The sequence below is a fragment of the Corynebacterium sp. 335C genome (genome assembly GCF_053525695.1).
In genome coordinates this window covers 101,291-118,011 of the sequence record NZ_JASTTB010000001.1, presented here as the reverse complement: position 1 = coordinate 118,011, position 16,721 = coordinate 101,291, and the positions used below count along the sequence as shown (strand labels likewise).

Sequence of the window (16,721 nt, the reverse complement as noted above, 5' to 3'; positions counted from 1 at the left end):
GGCGCGGCCGGCGCCGTCCGCGGCGGAGTCCTTCGCGGGGGTCACTTGTCCGCCCCCTCGGCCGGCGCGCCGCCCTGGCCGGAGCCCTCGGGGCCGGCGGGCAGCTTGTCGACGGGCTCGCGCGGGGCCATGAGCTCCCGGTCGGCGTTCGCCTGCTCCTCGCGCGCGGCGATGGCGCCGTCGAGGGTCGCGCGGTCGAGGTGCTGGACGCCGGCGCCGGAGGCGGAGTAGGCGACCAGGCCGCCGTCGCCGTCGTCGGCCAGCGCCTGCGCGTCGGCGACGAGCGGCAGCTCGGCGACCTTGACGCCGGTGCCGGAGGAGACGTCCCAGCCGGTCAGCAGGCCCTGCGCGGTGCTGGTGATCCAGACCAGGTCGCGGGCGTCGTCGACGGTGACGGCCCACGGGCCCTCGGGCACCGGGAACGCCTGGTGCAGGCGGATGATGTCCGTCATCGTGAAGATGAGCAGCTGGTCGCCGGTGCGGTCGGTGACGGCGATGGTGCCGTCGGCGCCGCTGGCGGCGCGGGCGGAGCCGAGGCCGGCGCGGAGGCTGGAGCCGACGCGGGCCTCGTCGACGTGGACCTCGTGGACGGAGGTCTCGGGGATGTTGAGCTCCATGACGCCGTCGGGGGTGCCGGGCACGGCGATGAGCTGGCTGCCGTGGCGGGAGACGTCGAAGTCGGCGGCCGGCTCGCCGTCGGAGCCGTAGACGTCGACGGCGGATTCCCCGGCACGGTGGCCGACGATGCGGCCGTCGGGCAGGCCGACGGCGGCGGAGTAGGCGGTGCCGCGGCCGACGACGCCCGTGGTGGAGCCGTCGCCGGCGACGACGTGGATGCCGTCGGGGCAGGGCAGCAGGGCGGTGCCCGGGCCGGACGACGGGGCCAGCAGGCCGCAGGCCGGGTCAACCGACTGGGAGGTCATCGCGGGCTCGGCCGGGGTGCCGGACAGCAGCCGGTCGCCGGCGCGGGCGAGGATGCGGTCGCCGACGGCCAGCGCCCCGGTGACCTGGTCCTGCAGCGGGACGACCGTCCCGGCGGGGTCGGCGGCGACCTCCGCGGCGGAGGCGGGGGAGGCGTTGCCCATGGCCTCCGCCAGCTCCTCGCCCTCGGTGCCGGCGCAGGCCGCGGTGCCGAGCGCCGTCGCCAGGGCCGCCGCGGCCGCCATCGTTCGTGTCCAGTTGACGCTGCTCACGCCTTCCGACGCTACCACCCGGGGAGTCCGGCCCGGCCGTACCCCTCCGGGCATCATCGGGCGGGCGCCGCGTCAGGCGGAGACGTCGTCCAGCGCGCCCGCGATGGCCGGGGGAAGCACCACGTCATCGGCCGCGAGGAGCTCCCGCAGCTGGCCGCGGGTACGCGCGCCGGCCAGCACCGACGACACCCCCGGACGGTCGCGCGCCCACGCCAGCGCGGCGACCGACGAGGCGACGCCGAGGCCCTCCGCGGCGGTGCACAGGGCGCCGACGACGGTGGCGCCGTGGGCGTCGAGGTAGTCCTGCACCTCGGCGTCGGCGTGCTCGGAGGCGCCGCGGGAGTCCACCGGGATGGCGTGGCGGTACTTGCCCGTCAGCACGCCCTGCGCCAGCGGGGCGCCGGCGATGAAGCCGACGCCGAGGTACTCGCACGCCGGCAGCAGCCCGTCCTCGGGGCCGCGCTGCAGCAGGCTGAATTCGTGCTGGGCGGCGACGGGGCGGATGCGCCCGGCGGCGGCGTGGGTGACGGCCAGCTGCCAGCCGGAGTAGCCGCGGACGCCGGCGTAGCGGACGCGGCCGGAGCGGACGGCGTGCTCGAGGGTGTCGGCGACCTCCTCCGGCGGCGTCTCCGCGTCCCAGTAGCCGGGCGACCACAGGTCGAGGTGGTCGACGCCGAGGCCCGCCAGCAGCGAGTCGAGGCCGGCGAGCAGGGACTTGCGGGAGCAGTCGACGCGCCTGCCGACGGGCCGGGCCGCGTCGACGCCGGAGGAGGCGGTGAGCACGACGTCGTCGCGCACCCCGGTCCGCGCCAGGACGTGGGCGAGCATCCGCACCGCCCGCTCGGCGTCGGCGCCGCCGGGCACCGGCGTCGCGTCCACCAGGTCGCCGCCGGCGTCGAGGAAGTCGCCCATGATGCGGGTCGCCTCCGTCGCGTCGGTGCCTGCGCCCCACGTCGCGGTGCCCAGCCCGATGGCCGACACGCGCAGGCCGCTGTCTCCCAGAATCCGTCGTCGCACGGGTCCGAGGGTAGACGGCGCCGCGGGGCGGGGGCGCCGGACACGCGGCCCGGCTCCGTTGGGGCGGCGCCGCCGCGGGGCGTAGGGTGACCCGCGTGACCGATACCCCCATCGCGCTGGCCCAGGCCGGCGCCACCTCAGACATGACCTGGATGCAGACGATCGTCCTGTCGATCGTCCAGGGCCTGACGGAGTTCCTGCCCGTCAGCTCCTCCGGCCACCTCCGCATCGTCTCCGAGCTGTTCTGGGGCGAGGACGCCGGCGCCTCGTTCACCGCCGTGATCCAGCTGGGCACGGAGGCCGCGGTGCTCGTCTACTTCGCCAAGGACATCTGGCGGATCCTGACGGCGTGGTTCCGGGGCCTGTTCAACAAGGAGGCCCGGGACTTCGACTACAAGATGGGCTGGATGGTGATCGTCGGCACGATCCCGATCGGCCTCATCGGCTTCTTCGGCAAGGACGCCATCCGCGAGGGCCTGCGCAACCTGTGGATCACCGCCGCGATGCTCATCCTGTTCTCCTTCGTGTTCATCCTCGCGGAGAAGTTCGGCAGGAGGAAGCGCAGCTTCGGCGAGCTGACCATGCGCGACGCCGTCATCATGGGCTTCGCCCAGTGCCTGGCGCTCATCCCGGGCGTCTCCCGCTCCGGCGGCACGATCTCCGCGGGCCTGTTCCTCAACCTCGACCGCGAAGTCGCCACCCGCTTCAGCTTCCTGCTGGCCATCCCGGCGGTGCTGGCGTCCGGCATCTTCTCCCTGCCCGACGCGTTCAACCCGGAGGCCGGCCAGGCCGCGTCGCTGCCGCAGCTGGCCGTCGGCGTCCTCATCGCCTTCGCCGTCGGCTACGCCGCCATCGCGTGGCTGCTGCGCTTCGTCGCCAACCACTCCTTCGCCTGGTTCGCCGCCTGGCGCATCCCGGTCGGCCTCGCCGTCATGGTGCTGCTGGGCATCGGCGTCATGCAGCCGCTGTAGGCCCCGCACCCGCCCGGCCGCGCCCCGATCGCGGCGCGGCCGCCGGGCGCCCCGTCGTCACGCGCAAATCCGTGACGCGTCCGCCAACCGCCCGCCCCGCCTCCTGCGGGGCGGGCGGTTGGCGATAGACTGCCCTCCATGCGCTCCTGGCCCGCCCCCGACGTCCCGACGGTCCCCGGCACCCCCGTGCCCCTGTCCCTGCACGACTCCGCCGACGCGGCGGTGCGCCCCGTGCGGCCGGAGGGCACCGCGGGCCTCTACGTCTGCGGCATCACCCCGTACGACGCGACGCACCTGGGCCACGCGGCGACCTACCTGACGTTCGATCTCATCCACCGCGTCCTGCTGGACAACGGCCACGAGGTCCACTACGTGCAGAACATCACCGACGTCGACGATCCGCTGTTCGAGCGCGCCGAGCGCGACGGCGTCGACTGGCGCGAGCTGGGGGAGTCCCAGATCAACCTCTTCCGCGACGACATGACCAACCTGTCCGTCATCCCGCCGCGCGACTACATCGGCGCCATCGAGTCGGTCGGCGAGGTCGTGGAGATGGTCGGCCGGCTGCTGGAGAACGGCTCCGCCTACCAGCTGGACGACGAGTACCCCGACGTCTACTTCCGCCGCGACGCCACCCCGGGCTTCGGCTACGAGTCCAACTACGACGAGGCGACGATGGCGGAGTTCTTCGCCGAGCGCGGCGGCGACCCCGACCGCCCCGGCAAGCGCGACCCGCTCGACGCCCTCATCTGGCGCGCCGAGCGCGAGGGCGAGCCCGCCTGGGACGCGCCCTTCGGCCGCGGCCGGCCGGGCTGGCACATCGAGTGCTCCGCCATCGCCGTCAACCGCCTGGGCATGGGCTTCGACATCCAGGGCGGCGGCAGCGACCTGAAGTTCCCGCACCACGAGTTCTCCGCCGCCCACGCGGAGGCCGCGAACCCGGGCGTCCACGACCACTCCGGCCCCGGTGCGGGCCCGCGCATGGCGAAGCACTACGTCCACTCCGCGATGATCGCCCTCGACGGCGTGAAGATGTCGAAGTCGCTGGGCAACCTGGTCTTCGTCTCCAAGCTCGTCGCCGCGGGCACCGACCCGTCGGCCATCCGCCTGGGCGTCTACGCCGGCCACTACCGCTCCGACCGCGACTGGTCCGACGAGGTGCTGGCCGAGGCGGAGCAGCGCCTGGCCCGCTGGCGCGCCGCCTGCGCCGACCCGTCGGCCCCCGCGGAGCCCGCGATCCGCGCGCTGCGCGAGGCGCTGTCCGACGACCTGGACACCCCGCGGGCGCTGCGCGTCGTCGACGACTGGGCCGCCGGCCGCGGCGCCACCGCCGGCCGTGCGCCCGGCGAGGGGGAGCAGGAGACCGCCGGGCAGCTGATGCGCATCGCCCTCGACGGCCTGCTCGGCGTCAAGGTGTAGCGCGCCCCGCCGCGCCGCGGCGCGCCGGAGGGGCGCGCACCCGGGCGGCGGACGGGGCCGCGGCGGGTCCCGTCGTCACGCGATGCGCGCGCGACGCGCGCACCCGCGTCCCGCGCACCGGACCCGGGCCCCGCGGCGACCTCCGCGCATGCGCAACCGCGCACCCATGCGGCGGGCGATGCCGGGATGCGCATGAAAATGGACTAAGCTGTCCACTCATGTCGACCACCCCCGCAGCCCCCGCGATGGTTCCCCACGGCGCAGCCCTGCTCGAGGCGCTGCGCGAGCGCGTGCTCATCGGCGACGGCGCCATGGGCACCCAGCTGCAGTCGTTCGACCTCGACGTCGACGACGACTTCCTGGGCCTCGAGGGCTGCAACGAGATCCTCAACGACACCCGCCCCGACGTGCTGGAGCTCATCCACCGCCGGTACTTCGAGGCCGGCGCCGACCTGGTGGAGACCAACACCTTCGGCTGCAACAAGCCGAACCTCGCGGACTACGACATCGAGGACCGCATCCGCGAACTCGCCCGCAAGGGCACCGAAATCGCCCGCCGCGTCGCCGACGAGATGGGCCCCGGCCGCGAGGGCATGCGCCGCTTCGTCCTCGGCTCCATCGGCCCCGGCACCAAGCTGCCGTCGCTCGGCCACGCCCCCTTCGCCGACCTGCGCGACGCCTACGTCGAATGCGGCCTCGGCATGCTCGAGGGCGGCGCCGACGCCTTCCTCATCGAGACCTGCCAGGACCTGCTGCAGGTCAAGGCCGCCGTCATCGGCGTCCAGACCGCGATGGAGCAGCTGGGCCGCCGCATCCCCATCGTCGTCCACGTCACCGTGGAGACCACCGGCACGATGCTCATGGGCTCCGAGATCGGCGCCGCCCTCACGGCGCTGGAGCCGCTCGGCATCGACATGATCGGCCTCAACTGCGCCACCGGCCCCGCCGAGATGAGCGAGCACCTGCGCTACCTGTCGAAGAACGCGCGGATCCCCGTCTCCGTCATGCCGAACGCCGGCCTGCCCGTCCTGGGCAAGGACGGCGCCGTCTACCCGCTGACCCCGGACGAGCTCGCGACCGCGCTGCGCGGCTTCGTCGAGGAGTTCGGCCTGTCCATGGTCGGCGGCTGCTGCGGCACCACCCCGGAGCACATCTCCGCCGTCCACGACGCCATCGCCGGCACGGACGACGTCGCCCCCGCCGTGCGCGCCGAGCGCGACCCCCGCGGGTCCGACGACGTCGCCTCCCTCTACTCGACGATGCCGCTGACGCAGGACACCGGCATCACCTTGATCGGCGAGCGCACCAACGCCAACGGCTCCAAGCGCTTCCGCGAGTCGATGCTCGCCGGCGACTGGGAGGACTGCCTCGACATCGCACGCCAGCAGACCGTCGACGGCGCCCACATGATCGACCTCTGCGTCGACTACGTCGGCCGCGACGGCCGCGAGGACATGCGCACCCTCGCCGCCATGGTCGCCACCTCCACGACGCTGCCGGTGATGATCGACTCCACCGAGCCCGGCGTCATCGAGGCCGGCCTGGAGCACCTCGGCGGCCGTTGCGCCGTCAACTCCGTCAACTTCGAGGACGGCGACGGCCCCGACTCCCGCTACCAGCGCATCATGCGCCTGGTGAAGAAGCACGGCGCCGCCGTCGTCGCGCTGGCCATCGACGAGGAGGGCCAGGCGCGCACCGCCGAGCGCAAGGTCGAAATCGCCGAGCGCCTCATCGCCGACATCACCGGGACGTGGGGCCTGCGGGAGCGCGACATCATCGTCGACACGCTGACGTTCCCCATCTCCACGGGCCAGGAGGAGACGCGCCGCGACGGCATCGAGACCATCGAGGCCATCCGCGAGCTCAAGCGCCGCCACCCCGAGATCCACATGACCCTGGGCCTGTCGAACATCTCCTTCGGCCTCAACCCGGCCGCCCGCCAGGTCCTCAACTCCGTGTTCCTCAACGAGTGCGTGGAGGCGGGCCTCGACTCCGCCATCGCCCACAGCTCGAAGATCCTGCCGATGAACCGGATCGACGAGGAGCAGCGCACCGTAGCCCTCGACATGGTCTACGACCGGCGGCGCGAGGAGGGCCACCCCGACGGTGCCTACGACCCGCTGCAGACGTTCATGCAGCTGTTCGAGGGCGTCTCCGCCGCCGACGCGAAGGACGCCCGCGCCGAGAAGCTGGCCGCGATGCCGCTGTTCGAGCGCCTCGCGCAGCGCATCATCGACGGCGAGCGCACCGGCATGGAGGCCGACCTCGACGCGGCGATGGAGGAGAAGACCCCCATCCAGATCATCAACGAGGACCTGCTCGGCGGCATGAAGACCGTCGGCGAGCTGTTCGGCTCCGGCCAGATGCAGCTGCCGTTCGTCCTCCAGTCCGCCGAGTGCATGAAGACCGCGGTGAGCTACCTCGAGGGCTTCATGGACGCGGAGGACAACACCGGCTCCAAGGGCCGCATCGTCCTGGCGACGGTGAAGGGCGACGTCCACGACATCGGCAAGAACCTCGTCGACATCATCCTGTCCAACAACGGCTACGAGGTGCACAACATCGGCATCAAGCAGCCGGTGGCGAACATCCTGTCCGCCGCGCAGGAGACGGGCGCCGACGCCATCGGCATGTCGGGCCTGCTGGTGAAGTCGACCGTCGTCATGAAGGAGAACCTGGAGGAGATCAACGCCGCCGGCGTCGCGGCGCAGTTCCCGGTGCTGCTCGGCGGCGCGGCGCTCACCCGCGCCTACGTGGAGGACGACCTGACGGAGGTCTACGAGGGCGAGGTCTACTACGGCCGCGACGCCTTCGAGGGCCTGCGCATCATGGACGAGCTCATGGCCGTCAAGCGCGGCGAGGGCCCGGCGCCCGACTCCCCGGAGGCGAAGGCCGCGGAGGAGAAGAAGGCGAAGCGCCGGGAGCGCCGCGAGCGGTCGAAGCGCATCGCCGCCAAGCGCGCCGCCGAGGCCGCGCCGGTGGAGGTGCCTGAGCGCTCCGACGTCGCCGTCGACGTGCCGGTGGCGACGCCGCCGTTCTGGGGCACGCGCATCGTCAAGGGCGTGGCCCTGAACGACTACCTGACGTGCCTGGACGAGCGCGCCCTGTTCCTGGGCCAGTGGGGCCTGCGCGGCGCCCGCGGCGGCGAGGGCCCGACCTACGAGGAACTGGTGGAGTCGGAGGGCCGGCCGCGGCTGCGCTCCTGGCTGGAGCGCCTGTCGACGGCGGGCATCCTGCAGCACGCCGCCGTCGTCTACGGCTACTTCCCGGCGGTCTCCGAGGGCCAGGACGTCCTGGTGCTGCCGCTGCCGGAGGACGGCGCGGAGCCGGATCCGTCCGCGGAGCCCATCGCCCGGTTCCCGTTCCCGCGCCAGCAGCGCGGCCGCTTCCTGTGCATCGCCGACTTCGTGCGGTCGCGGGAGAAGGCGGTGGAGACGGGCCAGGTCGACGTGCTGCCGTTCCAGCTGGTCACCATGGGCCAGCCGATCGCGGACTACGCCAACGAGCTGTTCGCGAAGGACGACTACCGCAACTACCTGGAGATCCACGGCATCGGCGTGCAGCTGACGGAGGCGCTGGCGGAGTACTGGCACTCCCGCGTCCGCGCGGAGCTGGCGTTCTCCGACGGCACGAACGCGGCGCGCGACGACTCGCACGAGGAGCGCGCCTTCTTCGACCTGAAGTACCGCGGCGCCCGCTACTCCTTCGGCTACGGCTCCTGCCCGGACCTGGAGTCCCGGCGAACGATGGTCGAGCTGCTGCGCCCGGAGCGCATCGGCGTGGAGCTGTCGGAGGAGCTGCAGCTGCATCCGGAGCAGTCCACCGACGCGTTCGTGCTGTACCACCCGGAGGCGAAGTACTTCAACGTGTAGCCACGCGCCCGCATGGTGCGTGACGACGGGACCCGCGCGGCGCGCATCCGCCGGCCAAGGCGGGCCGCGTTCTTCGGCGCGGGGAAACCGTGGGCGGCGCTAATGCGGAAACCGCATCGCCGTTAACGCGGAATCGGCGTCGTCGTTAACGCGGAAACCCCTTCTCGATGCGGCGGATCAAGTGAGCCGGACCTCCGTAAGGGCCGCCGTACCCCGCATGACCAGCGCGGACTTGCTGGACGCAGGGCCGCGCGCATGCCATCATCCCGCACATGCGCAAGCATGCAGATACTCAGATGGGCTCCGCCGCACCCGGTGACGCGATGGTCGCCGCCGCGGCGCCCGACCGCGCGGCCGACGCCCGCGGCTCCGCGATGCGGACCTTCCTCGCCTCCTTCGAGGGGCGCCTCGCCCTGGCCACCGCGGCGGCCATCATCGTCTTCCTCGCCGCCTCCGCCATCGTCCAGCCCGCCGACGGCACCGCCGCCTGGTGGCTGACGCGGCTGCCGCTCATCGCGGTGGTCGCCGTCGGCGGCGTCCCCCTCATCCGCGACGTCGTCGCGGCGATGATCAAGTACGACGGCGGCGCGGACATGCTCGCCGCCATCTCCATCGTCACCTCGGTGCTGCTCGGGGAGTGGCCGGTCGCGGCCATCATCGTGCTCATGCTCTCCGGCGGCGAGGCGCTGGAGGAGGCCGCGTCGAAGCGCGCCTCCCGCACCCTCGACGCCATCGCGAAGCGCACCCCGACCGTCGCGCACAGGCTGCGCGGCGAGGACCTCTCCGCGGGCTTCGACGACGTCGCCGCCGACGACGTCGAGGTCGGCGACCTCATCGCCGTCCTGCCCCACGAGCTCTGCCCGGTCGACGGCGAGGTCGCCGCCGGCCACGGCGCGATGGACGAGTCCTACCTGACGGGCGAGCCCTACGTCGTGTCGAAGTCCGCGGGCTCCGCCGTGATGTCCGGCGCCGTCAACGGCGAGGGCACTCTGACCGTGCGGGCCACGGCCCGCGCCGAGGACTCCCGCTACGCCCAGATCGTCGGCGTGCTGAAGGAGGCGGAGGAGAACCGCCCGCCGATGCGCCGGCTCGCCGACCGCCTGGGCGCCTGGTACACCGTCGTCGCCGTCGTCCTCGGCGCCGCCGGCTGGATCATCTCCGGCGACCCGTCGCGCTTCCTCGCGGTGGTCGTCGTTGCCACCCCGTGCCCGCTGCTCATCGGCGTGCCCGTCGCCATCATCGGCGCCATCAGCCTGTCCGCGAAGCGCGGCATCATCATCCGCGACCCGGGCCTGCTGGAGCGAGTGTCGACGGTCGACGAGATCCTCTTCGACAAGACCGGCACCCTGACCTACGGCCGCCCGTCCATCACGGAGATCGCGGTGACGCCCGGCACCGACGCCGACGCGATGCTCGCCGCCGCCGCGGCCCTCGAGGGATACTCGCGTCACCCGCTGGCCGCCGCCGTGCGCGACGGCGCGGCGGGGCGGGGGCTGGAGCTCCCGCCGGTCACCGAGGTCGCGGAGAAGCCGGGCTACGGCCTCGTCGGCGTCGTCGGCGGCCGCGAGGTCGCGCTGACCAGCCGAGCCGCGGCGGAGCGCGCCGACGCGGACGGCGCCGCGGAGTTGCCGAGGACCGTCTCCGGCATGGAGACCGCCGTGCTGGTCGACGGCCGCGTCGCGGGCCTCATCCGCTTCCGCGACCTGCCGCGGGCGAACGCCGGCGACTTCCTGGCCCACCTGCCGGGCCGCCACGGCGTGCGCCGCACGATGATCCTCTCCGGCGACCGCGAGTCGGAGGTCCGCCATCTCGCCGACGAGGTCGGCATCGACGAGGTCCACGCCGGGCTCAGCCCGGAGGACAAGCTCGCCATCGTCCGGGAGCGCACCTCCCGCGGCCGCACGCTGTTCCTCGGCGACGGCATCAACGACGCCCCGGCGATGACCGCGGCGACCGCGGGCGTCGCGTTCGGCGCGGCCAACGACGTGACGACGGAGGCCGCCGGAGCCGTCGTCCTCGACTCCTCCCTGGAGCGCCTCGACGACCTGCTGCACATCGGCCGCCGGATGCGCCGCATCGCGCTGCAGTCCGTCATCGCGGGCATGGGCCTGTCGGCGCTGGGCATGGTGCTGGCCGTCTTCGGCCTGCTGCCGCCGCTGGCCGGCGCCATCGCGCAGGAGGTCATCGACGTCCTCGTGGTCCTCAACGCCGCGCGCGTCGCCCTCGTCCGCGGGCCGCTGTCGGACTTCGGCGGGGACGACGACGCCTGACGACGGGGCGCGCCGCGGCCCTCGCGGTCCACGGCGCATGCGCGTGACGACCGGGGGCCGCACCGGGGAGGGGGCCGTCGCAAAGCACGACCCGTGCGGGCCCTACGCGGACCCGTCCTCCCGGGCCCGCACCAGCAACGTCTGGACGCTGCGGCCGATGGGGCCGCGGGCGTCGTAGAGCTCGCCGGCGGTCATGCCGATGCCGTCCGGGCCGATGGAGCCGCGGGCCGTGATGCCCAGCCACCAGTCGCCGGCGAAGTCGGGGACGCGGTGCAGGTGGACGACCAGGTCGGTGTTCATGAAGGTCCACTCCCGCGGATCCAGCGTCGCGCCGATGCCGTTGGCGGTGTCGACGACCTGCATGAGCCGCTCCACCGGCGTCGGCTCCTCGTCCTCGACGACGGGCAGGCGGGTGCGCACCCAGTGCACCGGCGGGGCCTGGCCGCCGGCGCCCGGCAGCGGATCGGGGTCGGCGGCGGCGACGGCCTCGATCGACTCGATGTAGCCGCCGTCCCACTCCGACAGCAGCGGCGCCCCGTCCCGCACCGCGTCGGCGGGGCCGGGGATGGGCCGCTCGAGGGCGCGCTCGATGCCGGGGGTCTCCGCCGTCGCCATCCGCCACGCGCTCGCCGACGCCACGGGCCGCCAGGCGCCGCGGACCTCCGCCAGCAGCTCCGCCTCCACCTTGAGGATCTGGCGGCCGGGGCGGGAGATCCACGACCGGGCGCGCAGCTCCGTGTACGGCACCGCGCCCAGCAGGTCGACGGCGATGCGGGTGGTGCGGGTGCCCTCCGGGATGCCGGGGCAGCGCTCCAGCATGCGGGTCAGCAGCGCAGCCGGGGGAGCGCCGTGCTGGAACGGGCCCCACGCGCCGTGGGTGTGCTCCGTGGGCAGGAAGCGCTCGACCGGGGTGCCGTCAGGCAGGCCGGTCTCCGCGGGGTCGGCGGGGCCGAGGGGCTGGAAGTAGGCGGCGGGAACGTTCATGCCCGAAAGGGTAACGGTGGTGCGGGCGGGCCCGCGGCCGGTCCGCCGCCGCGGGGGTGGCCGGGGTGGTGGACGGGCGGCGTCGCCGGACGCGCGGGGGAGGCGGCGCTCCGGTAGCGTCAGCCGGGTGATGGACGCGATTCTCTGGGACATGGACGGCACCCTCATCGACACGGAGCCGCTGTGGGGACGCGCCACCTACGCGCTGTCGGAGGAGCTCGGCGGACCGCTGACCCCGGAGGCGCGGGAGAAGACCATTGGCGGCTCCGGCCCGAACACCGTCCGGGTCATCTCGGAGCACCTGGGCACCACGCTCGGGGAGGACGAGACGGCGGCGGCCATCCGCCGCCTGTTCGATCTGTTCATCCGGGAGCTGCGCGCCGGCGGCGCCCCCATGCGCCCGGGCGCGGCGGAGCTGCTGCGCGAGGCGAGGGCCGCGGGGCTGCCCTCCATCCTGGTGACCAACACGGTGCGGCGCCTGGCCGACGAGGAGATCGCCATCATCGGCCCGGAGCTCTTCGACGCGACGCTGTGCGGCGACGAGGTCCCGCACGGCAAGCCCGCGCCGGACCTGTACCTGCGCGCCGCGGAGGTCGCCGGGGCCGCCCCGGACGCGTGCCTGGCGGTGGAGGACAGCTTCACCGGCACCACCGCCGCCGTCGCCGCCGGCTGCCGCGTCCTCGGCGCGCCGGTCGACGACCACGGCGAGGTCGCCGACGGCGCCGGACGTCTGTCGGAGCTGACCGGCCGCATCGATCTGGAGGGCTTCACGCTGGCGGACCTGGCGGAGCTGCACGGCCGCCTCGGCGCCGGCGCAGCCGCCGCTGCGCGGAGCTGAGGCGCACCGCCGCGGGGCCGGCGCCGCGCCGCCGCGCGGGCCCGCCCGGATGCCCGGCCGCGCGTCCGGCCGCGCGTCGCCGCCGCCCCCGAGGGCCCCGACCGGCCGGTCGCCCGGGCGTGTGGAACAATGTCCGGCGTGAAGGACTTTGACACCCTGTACCAGGAGCTGCGTTCCCGCGCCGAGGAGCGCCCGGAGGGCTCGTCGACGGTGGAGATGCTCGACCTCGGCGTGCACGCCCAGGGCAAGAAGATCATGGAGGAGGCCGGCGAGGTCTGGCTGGCCGCCGAGCACGAGTCCGACGACGCGCTGGCGGAGGAGATCTCGCAGCTCATCTACTGGCTCCAGGTCATCATGGTCGGCCGCGGGCTGACCCCGGAGGACATCTACCGCCACCTCTAGGCGCCCCCGGGCCCCGGCCCGCATCCGACACCCACACCGCACACGCACACGCCGCACCCGTCCCGCAGAGGAGAACCGCACCCCATGCTCCGCGTCGCCGTCCCTAACAAGGGCTCACTGTCCGAGTCCGCCCTCGAGATCCTCAAGGAGGCCGGCTACCCCGGCCGCGGGGACTCCAAGCGCCTGACGGTGCACGACGAGGACAACGACCTGGAGTTCTTCTTCCTCCGCCCGAAGGACATCCCGATCTACGTCGGCAACGGCCACCTGGATCTGGGCATCACGGGCCGCGACCTCGCCGGCGATTCGCTGGCGCCGGTGCGCGAGGTGCTGGACCTCGGCTTCGGCTCCTCCACGTTCCGCTACGCCGCCCCGGCCGACGAGTCATGGACGGTGGAGGACCTGGAGGGCAAGCGCGTCGCCACGTCCTACCCGAACCTGGTGCGCCAGGACCTGAAGGCCCGCGGCATCTCGGCGGAGGTCATCCGCCTCGACGGCGCGGTGGAGATCTCGATCCGCCTCGGCGTCGCCGACGTCATCGCCGACGTCGTGTCCACCGGCCGGACGCTGCGCCAGCAGGGCCTCGCCCCGTTCGGCGAGCCGCTGGTCACCTCCGCCGCCGTGGTCGTGGCGCACGAGGACCGGGAGCTGGGGGAGGACGCGGACGTGTTCCTGCAGCGGCTGACCGGCATCCTGCACGCGAAGAACTACGTGATGCTCGACTACAACATCACCCGCGCCTCCCTGGACGCCGCGGCGGCGCTGACGCCGGGCCTGTCCAGCCCGACGGTGTCCCCGCTGGCGGACGAGGAGTGGGTCGCCGTCCGCGCCATGGTCCCGCGCAAGCTGGCGAACCCGATCATGGACGACCTGTCGGCGCTCGGCGCCCAGGCCATCCTGGCGTCCGACATCCGCATCGCCCGCATCTAGCACCGCGCCCGCCGCGCGGTCACCGTCGTCGCGCATCACCCGGTGCGTTGCGACGGCGACCGCCCCGCGGTGCCCGGCGCAGCGCACCGCACGCGGACCCCGCGCCCCCGCCCCGCCCCTCCGGTCGAGGAGGCGGGCGGGGGCGCGTTTCCGTTTCCGGGGGTAGTCTCGCGGGCGCGGGGCCGCCCCCGTCCGCCTCGACCCGGCGGTCCCGGGCAGCGGCGGCGCCGCGACGACGGACGAGGACGCCGATGACACCGACCACCCGCACCGAAACCGACCTGCTGGGCTCGAGGGGGATCCCCGCCGACGCCTACTACGGGGTCCACACCCTCCGCGCGATGGAGAACTTCCCGATGTCGCGCACGACCATCAACGACGTGCCGCACTTCATCCGCGGCATGGTGATGGTGAAGAAGGCCGCGGCGATGGCCAACCGCCGCGTGCACACCATCCCGGGCGACGTCGCCGACGCGATCATCCACGCCTGCGACGAGGTGCTGGAGCGCGGCCGCTGCATGGACCAGTTCCCGATCGACGTGTTCCAGGGCGGCGCCGGCACGTCGGTGAACATGAACACCAACGAGGTGATCGCGAACCTGGCGCTGGAGCACATGGGCTTCGGCAAGGGCCGGTACGACGTCGTGAACCCGAACGACGACGTCAACCAGTGCCAGTCCACGAACGACGCGTACCCGACGGGCTTCCGCCTGGCGCTGCACATGGCGGCGCAGGAGCTCATCGCGGCGCTGGACGACCTGGAGTCGGCGTTCCACGCGAAGGGCGACGAGTTCAACGACATCATCAAGATGGGCCGCACGCAGCTGCAGGACGCGGTGCCGATGTCGCTGGGCCAGGAGTTCCACGCGTTCGGCAACAACCTGGCGGAGGAGCGGGATCGCATCAGCCGCTCCGCGGACCGCCTGCTGGAGATGAACCTCGGCGCCACCGCCATCGGCACGGGCGTCAACGCGCCGTCGGGCTACCGGGAGGCGGTCATCCAGGCGCTGCGCGAGGTCACCGGCCTGCCGGTGTCGTCGGCGAAGGACCTGGTGGAGGCGACGTCGGACACGGGCGCCTACGTCAACACGCACGCGACGCTGAAGCGCACGGCGATGAAGCTGTCGAAGGCGTGCAACGACCTGCGCCTGCTGTCGTCGGGCCCGCGGGCGGGCCTGAACGAGATCAACCTGCCGGAGATGCAGGCCGGCTCGTCGATCATGCCGGCGAAGGTGAACCCGGTCATTCCGGAGGTCGTCAACCAGGCGTGCTTCAAGGTCTTCGGCAACGACCTGACGGTGTCGATGGCGGCGGAGGCCGGCCAGCTGCAGCTGAACGTCATGGAGCCGGTCATCGCGCAGTGCCTGTTCGAGACGATCCGCCTGCTGCGCAACGCGGCGAACGTGCTGCGGGAGAAGTGCGTGCAGGGCATCACGGCGAACGCGGATGTGTGCCGCGGCTACGTCGACAACTCCATCGGCATCATCACCTACCTCAACCCGGTCATCGGACACGCGGCGGGCGACCGCATCGGCAAGGAGGCCGCGCGCACCGGCCGGTCGGTGCGCGAGCTCATCCTGGAGGAGGGGCTGCTGGACGAGGCGCAGCTGGATCGCATCCTGTCAACCGACAACCTCATGCACCCGGAGTACCTGGGCACCCGCTACGTCGACGGCCGCACGCGGCTGCAGGAGCTGGGCCTGGAGGGCATGGCCGCCGACGACGACGCGGGCGAGGCCGCGCCGCCGCAGGGCGAGCCGGGCGACGGCGAGTAGCCGCCGCACGCCGCTGCGCATGACGACGCGCCCCGCGCCGCCGCGGGGCGTCCGACGCGGGCGGGGCCCGGGTGCGCGCGCACCCGGGCCCCGCGTGACGACGGCGACCGCCGCGCGCGGTCGCCGTCGTCACGCGTCACGTGCGCGGCGGGAACCTGCGCGGCGGCGGTGACGGCCGCGGGGGTGCTCAGTCGCCGTGGGCGCCGGGCCACCCCGGGTACTCCGGGGGCGTGCCGCCGTGGGCGGGGCAGAGGCTCTCGCGGAAGGAGCACCATCCGCACAGCTTCGAGGTGCGCGGGGCGAAGTCGCCGAATTCGCCGTCGCGGACGATGTCGGCCCACAGCGCGGACAGCTCGGCCTGGAAGCGCTCGAGCTCCCGGGTGTTCGGCACGTGGATGAGGTCGTCGGCGGCCTTGAGGTACATCAGCCGCAGCTGATCGGGCACGCGGCCGGTGAGCCGCCAGTACGCCAGCGCGTAGAAGCGCATCTGGAACATCGCCTCGCCCTGGAAGCGCGGGTGGGGCTTGCGGCCGGTCTTGTAGTCGACGATGCGGACCTCGCCGGTCGGTGCGACGTCGACGCGGTCGATGAAGCCGCGCGCCGGCACGTCGTCCAGCCGCAGCTGCACGAACTTCTCCAGATCCGCCGCGTCGAAGCCGCGCGGGTTCTCCAGCATGAAGTAGCCCTTCAGCAGGCCGCGGCATTCGACGAGGAAGTCCATGAGGTCGGATTCCGGCACGAGCTCGGCGAGCTCGTCGTCCGATTCGCCCATGCGCGCCCACTCCGGCTTCAGCATCTTCACCGCCGCCGGGTAGGTCCGCTCCTCCCGCGGCAGGGCGTGCATTCTCTCCAGCACCGCGTGCACCAGCGTGCCCTTGACCTGCGCGACCGTCTTCGGCTCCGGGATGCGGTCGATGGCCCGCAGCCGGTACTTCAGCGGGCACTGCCGGTAGTCGTTGGCGCGGGACGGGGAGAGGGCGAGCTTCGTGCGGGCGGGGGCGTCGGGCATAATCGTCCAGCGTAACGGGGGCGGGGACCATCACACGAGGA

General features: G+C 73.5%; 12 protein-coding genes. 8 read left to right on the top strand and 4 right to left on the bottom strand.

The window, feature by feature from the left end:
* Positions 1-41: 41 nt before the first annotated feature.
* Positions 42-1,193, bottom strand: coding sequence for a hypothetical protein (locus tag QQS41_RS00515; RefSeq protein ID WP_448850758.1), 1,152 nt, complete (start codon positions 1,191-1,193; stop codon positions 42-44).
* A gap of 72 nt (positions 1,194-1,265) precedes the next feature.
* Positions 1,266-2,210 (bottom strand): aldo/keto reductase, encoded by a 945-nt coding sequence (locus tag QQS41_RS00510; protein ID WP_448850757.1) that lies wholly within the window; start codon positions 2,208-2,210, stop codon positions 1,266-1,268.
* A 143-nt stretch (positions 2,211-2,353) separates the two neighbouring features.
* Between QQS41_RS00510 and QQS41_RS00505 the strand changes: the two genes are divergently transcribed.
* The 4 genes from QQS41_RS00505 (at position 2,354) to QQS41_RS00490 (ending at position 10,742) form a co-directional block, all read left to right on the top strand.
* The gene (locus QQS41_RS00505; RefSeq protein WP_448851919.1) at positions 2,354-3,181 is read left to right on the top strand and encodes an undecaprenyl-diphosphate phosphatase; all 828 of its coding nucleotides are present in this window, start codon (positions 2,354-2,356) and stop codon (positions 3,179-3,181) included.
* 138 nt (positions 3,182-3,319) lie between these two features.
* Entirely contained in the window at positions 3,320-4,600 is a 1,281-nt protein-coding gene (gene mshC, locus QQS41_RS00500; RefSeq protein WP_448850756.1) for a cysteine--1-D-myo-inosityl 2-amino-2-deoxy-alpha-D-glucopyranoside ligase, read from the top strand.
* 218 nt (positions 4,601-4,818) lie between these two features.
* A complete protein-coding gene (metH, locus tag QQS41_RS00495) occupies positions 4,819-8,472 on the top strand; it encodes a methionine synthase (RefSeq protein ID WP_448850755.1) in 3,654 nt (1,217 codons plus the stop codon).
* A 323-nt stretch (positions 8,473-8,795) separates the two neighbouring features.
* Positions 8,796-10,742, top strand: a complete 1,947-nt coding sequence (locus QQS41_RS00490; protein ID WP_448851918.1) for a heavy metal translocating P-type ATPase — start codon at positions 8,796-8,798, stop codon at positions 10,740-10,742.
* Positions 10,743-10,844: 102 nt separating this feature from the next.
* Here the strand turns inward: QQS41_RS00490 and QQS41_RS00485 are convergent, their stop codons facing one another.
* Entirely contained in the window at positions 10,845-11,726 is an 882-nt protein-coding gene (locus tag QQS41_RS00485; RefSeq protein WP_448850754.1) for a thioesterase family protein, read from the bottom strand.
* A gap of 130 nt (positions 11,727-11,856) precedes the next feature.
* On the opposite strand from QQS41_RS00485, the gene QQS41_RS00480 reads away from it, so the two are divergent.
* The 4 genes from QQS41_RS00480 to aspA all read left to right on the top strand — a co-directional run bounded on the left by QQS41_RS00480 (position 11,857) and on the right by aspA (position 15,671).
* Positions 11,857-12,564 (top strand): HAD family hydrolase, encoded by a 708-nt coding sequence (locus tag QQS41_RS00480; RefSeq protein WP_448851917.1) that lies wholly within the window; start codon positions 11,857-11,859, stop codon positions 12,562-12,564.
* A gap of 129 nt (positions 12,565-12,693) precedes the next feature.
* A complete protein-coding gene (locus QQS41_RS00475; protein WP_448850753.1) occupies positions 12,694-12,966 on the top strand; it encodes a phosphoribosyl-ATP diphosphatase in 273 nt (90 codons plus the stop codon).
* An 84-nt stretch (positions 12,967-13,050) separates the two neighbouring features.
* The gene (gene hisG / locus QQS41_RS00470; protein ID WP_448850752.1) at positions 13,051-13,896 is read left to right on the top strand and encodes an ATP phosphoribosyltransferase; all 846 of its coding nucleotides are present in this window, start codon (positions 13,051-13,053) and stop codon (positions 13,894-13,896) included.
* A 251-nt stretch (positions 13,897-14,147) separates the two neighbouring features.
* The gene (gene aspA, locus QQS41_RS00465) at positions 14,148-15,671 is read left to right on the top strand and encodes an aspartate ammonia-lyase (protein ID WP_448850751.1); all 1,524 of its coding nucleotides are present in this window, start codon (positions 14,148-14,150) and stop codon (positions 15,669-15,671) included.
* Positions 15,672-15,858: 187 nt separating this feature from the next.
* Here the strand turns inward: aspA and QQS41_RS00460 are convergent, their stop codons facing one another.
* Positions 15,859-16,680 (bottom strand): RecB family exonuclease, encoded by an 822-nt coding sequence (locus QQS41_RS00460; RefSeq protein ID WP_448850750.1) that lies wholly within the window; start codon positions 16,678-16,680, stop codon positions 15,859-15,861.
* Positions 16,681-16,721: the final 41 nt, after the last annotated feature.

What these genes read in the sequence shown, in the direction of transcription:
- QQS41_RS00505 (WP_448851919.1), top strand. Translation starts at nt 2,354, where the DNA reads ATGACCTGGATGCAGACGATCGTCCTGTCGATCGTCCAGGGCCTGACG.
- mshC (WP_448850756.1), top strand. Translation starts at nt 3,320, where the DNA reads ATGCGCTCCTGGCCCGCCCCCGACGTCCCGACGGTCCCCGGCACCCCC.
- metH (WP_448850755.1), top strand. Translation starts at nt 4,819, where the DNA reads ATGTCGACCACCCCCGCAGCCCCCGCGATGGTTCCCCACGGCGCAGCC.
- QQS41_RS00490 (WP_448851918.1), top strand. Translation starts at nt 8,796, where the DNA reads ATGGTCGCCGCCGCGGCGCCCGACCGCGCGGCCGACGCCCGCGGCTCC.
- QQS41_RS00485 (WP_448850754.1), bottom strand. Translation starts at nt 11,726, where the DNA reads ATGAACGTTCCCGCCGCCTACTTCCAGCCCCTCGGCCCCGCCGACCCC.
- QQS41_RS00480 (WP_448851917.1), top strand. Translation starts at nt 11,857, where the DNA reads ATGGACGCGATTCTCTGGGACATGGACGGCACCCTCATCGACACGGAG.
- QQS41_RS00475 (WP_448850753.1), top strand. Translation starts at nt 12,694, where the DNA reads ATGTCCGGCGTGAAGGACTTTGACACCCTGTACCAGGAGCTGCGTTCC.
- hisG (WP_448850752.1), top strand. Translation starts at nt 13,051, where the DNA reads ATGCTCCGCGTCGCCGTCCCTAACAAGGGCTCACTGTCCGAGTCCGCC.
- aspA (WP_448850751.1), top strand. Translation starts at nt 14,148, where the DNA reads ATGACACCGACCACCCGCACCGAAACCGACCTGCTGGGCTCGAGGGGG.
- QQS41_RS00460 (WP_448850750.1), bottom strand. Translation starts at nt 16,680, where the DNA reads ATGCCCGACGCCCCCGCCCGCACGAAGCTCGCCCTCTCCCCGTCCCGC.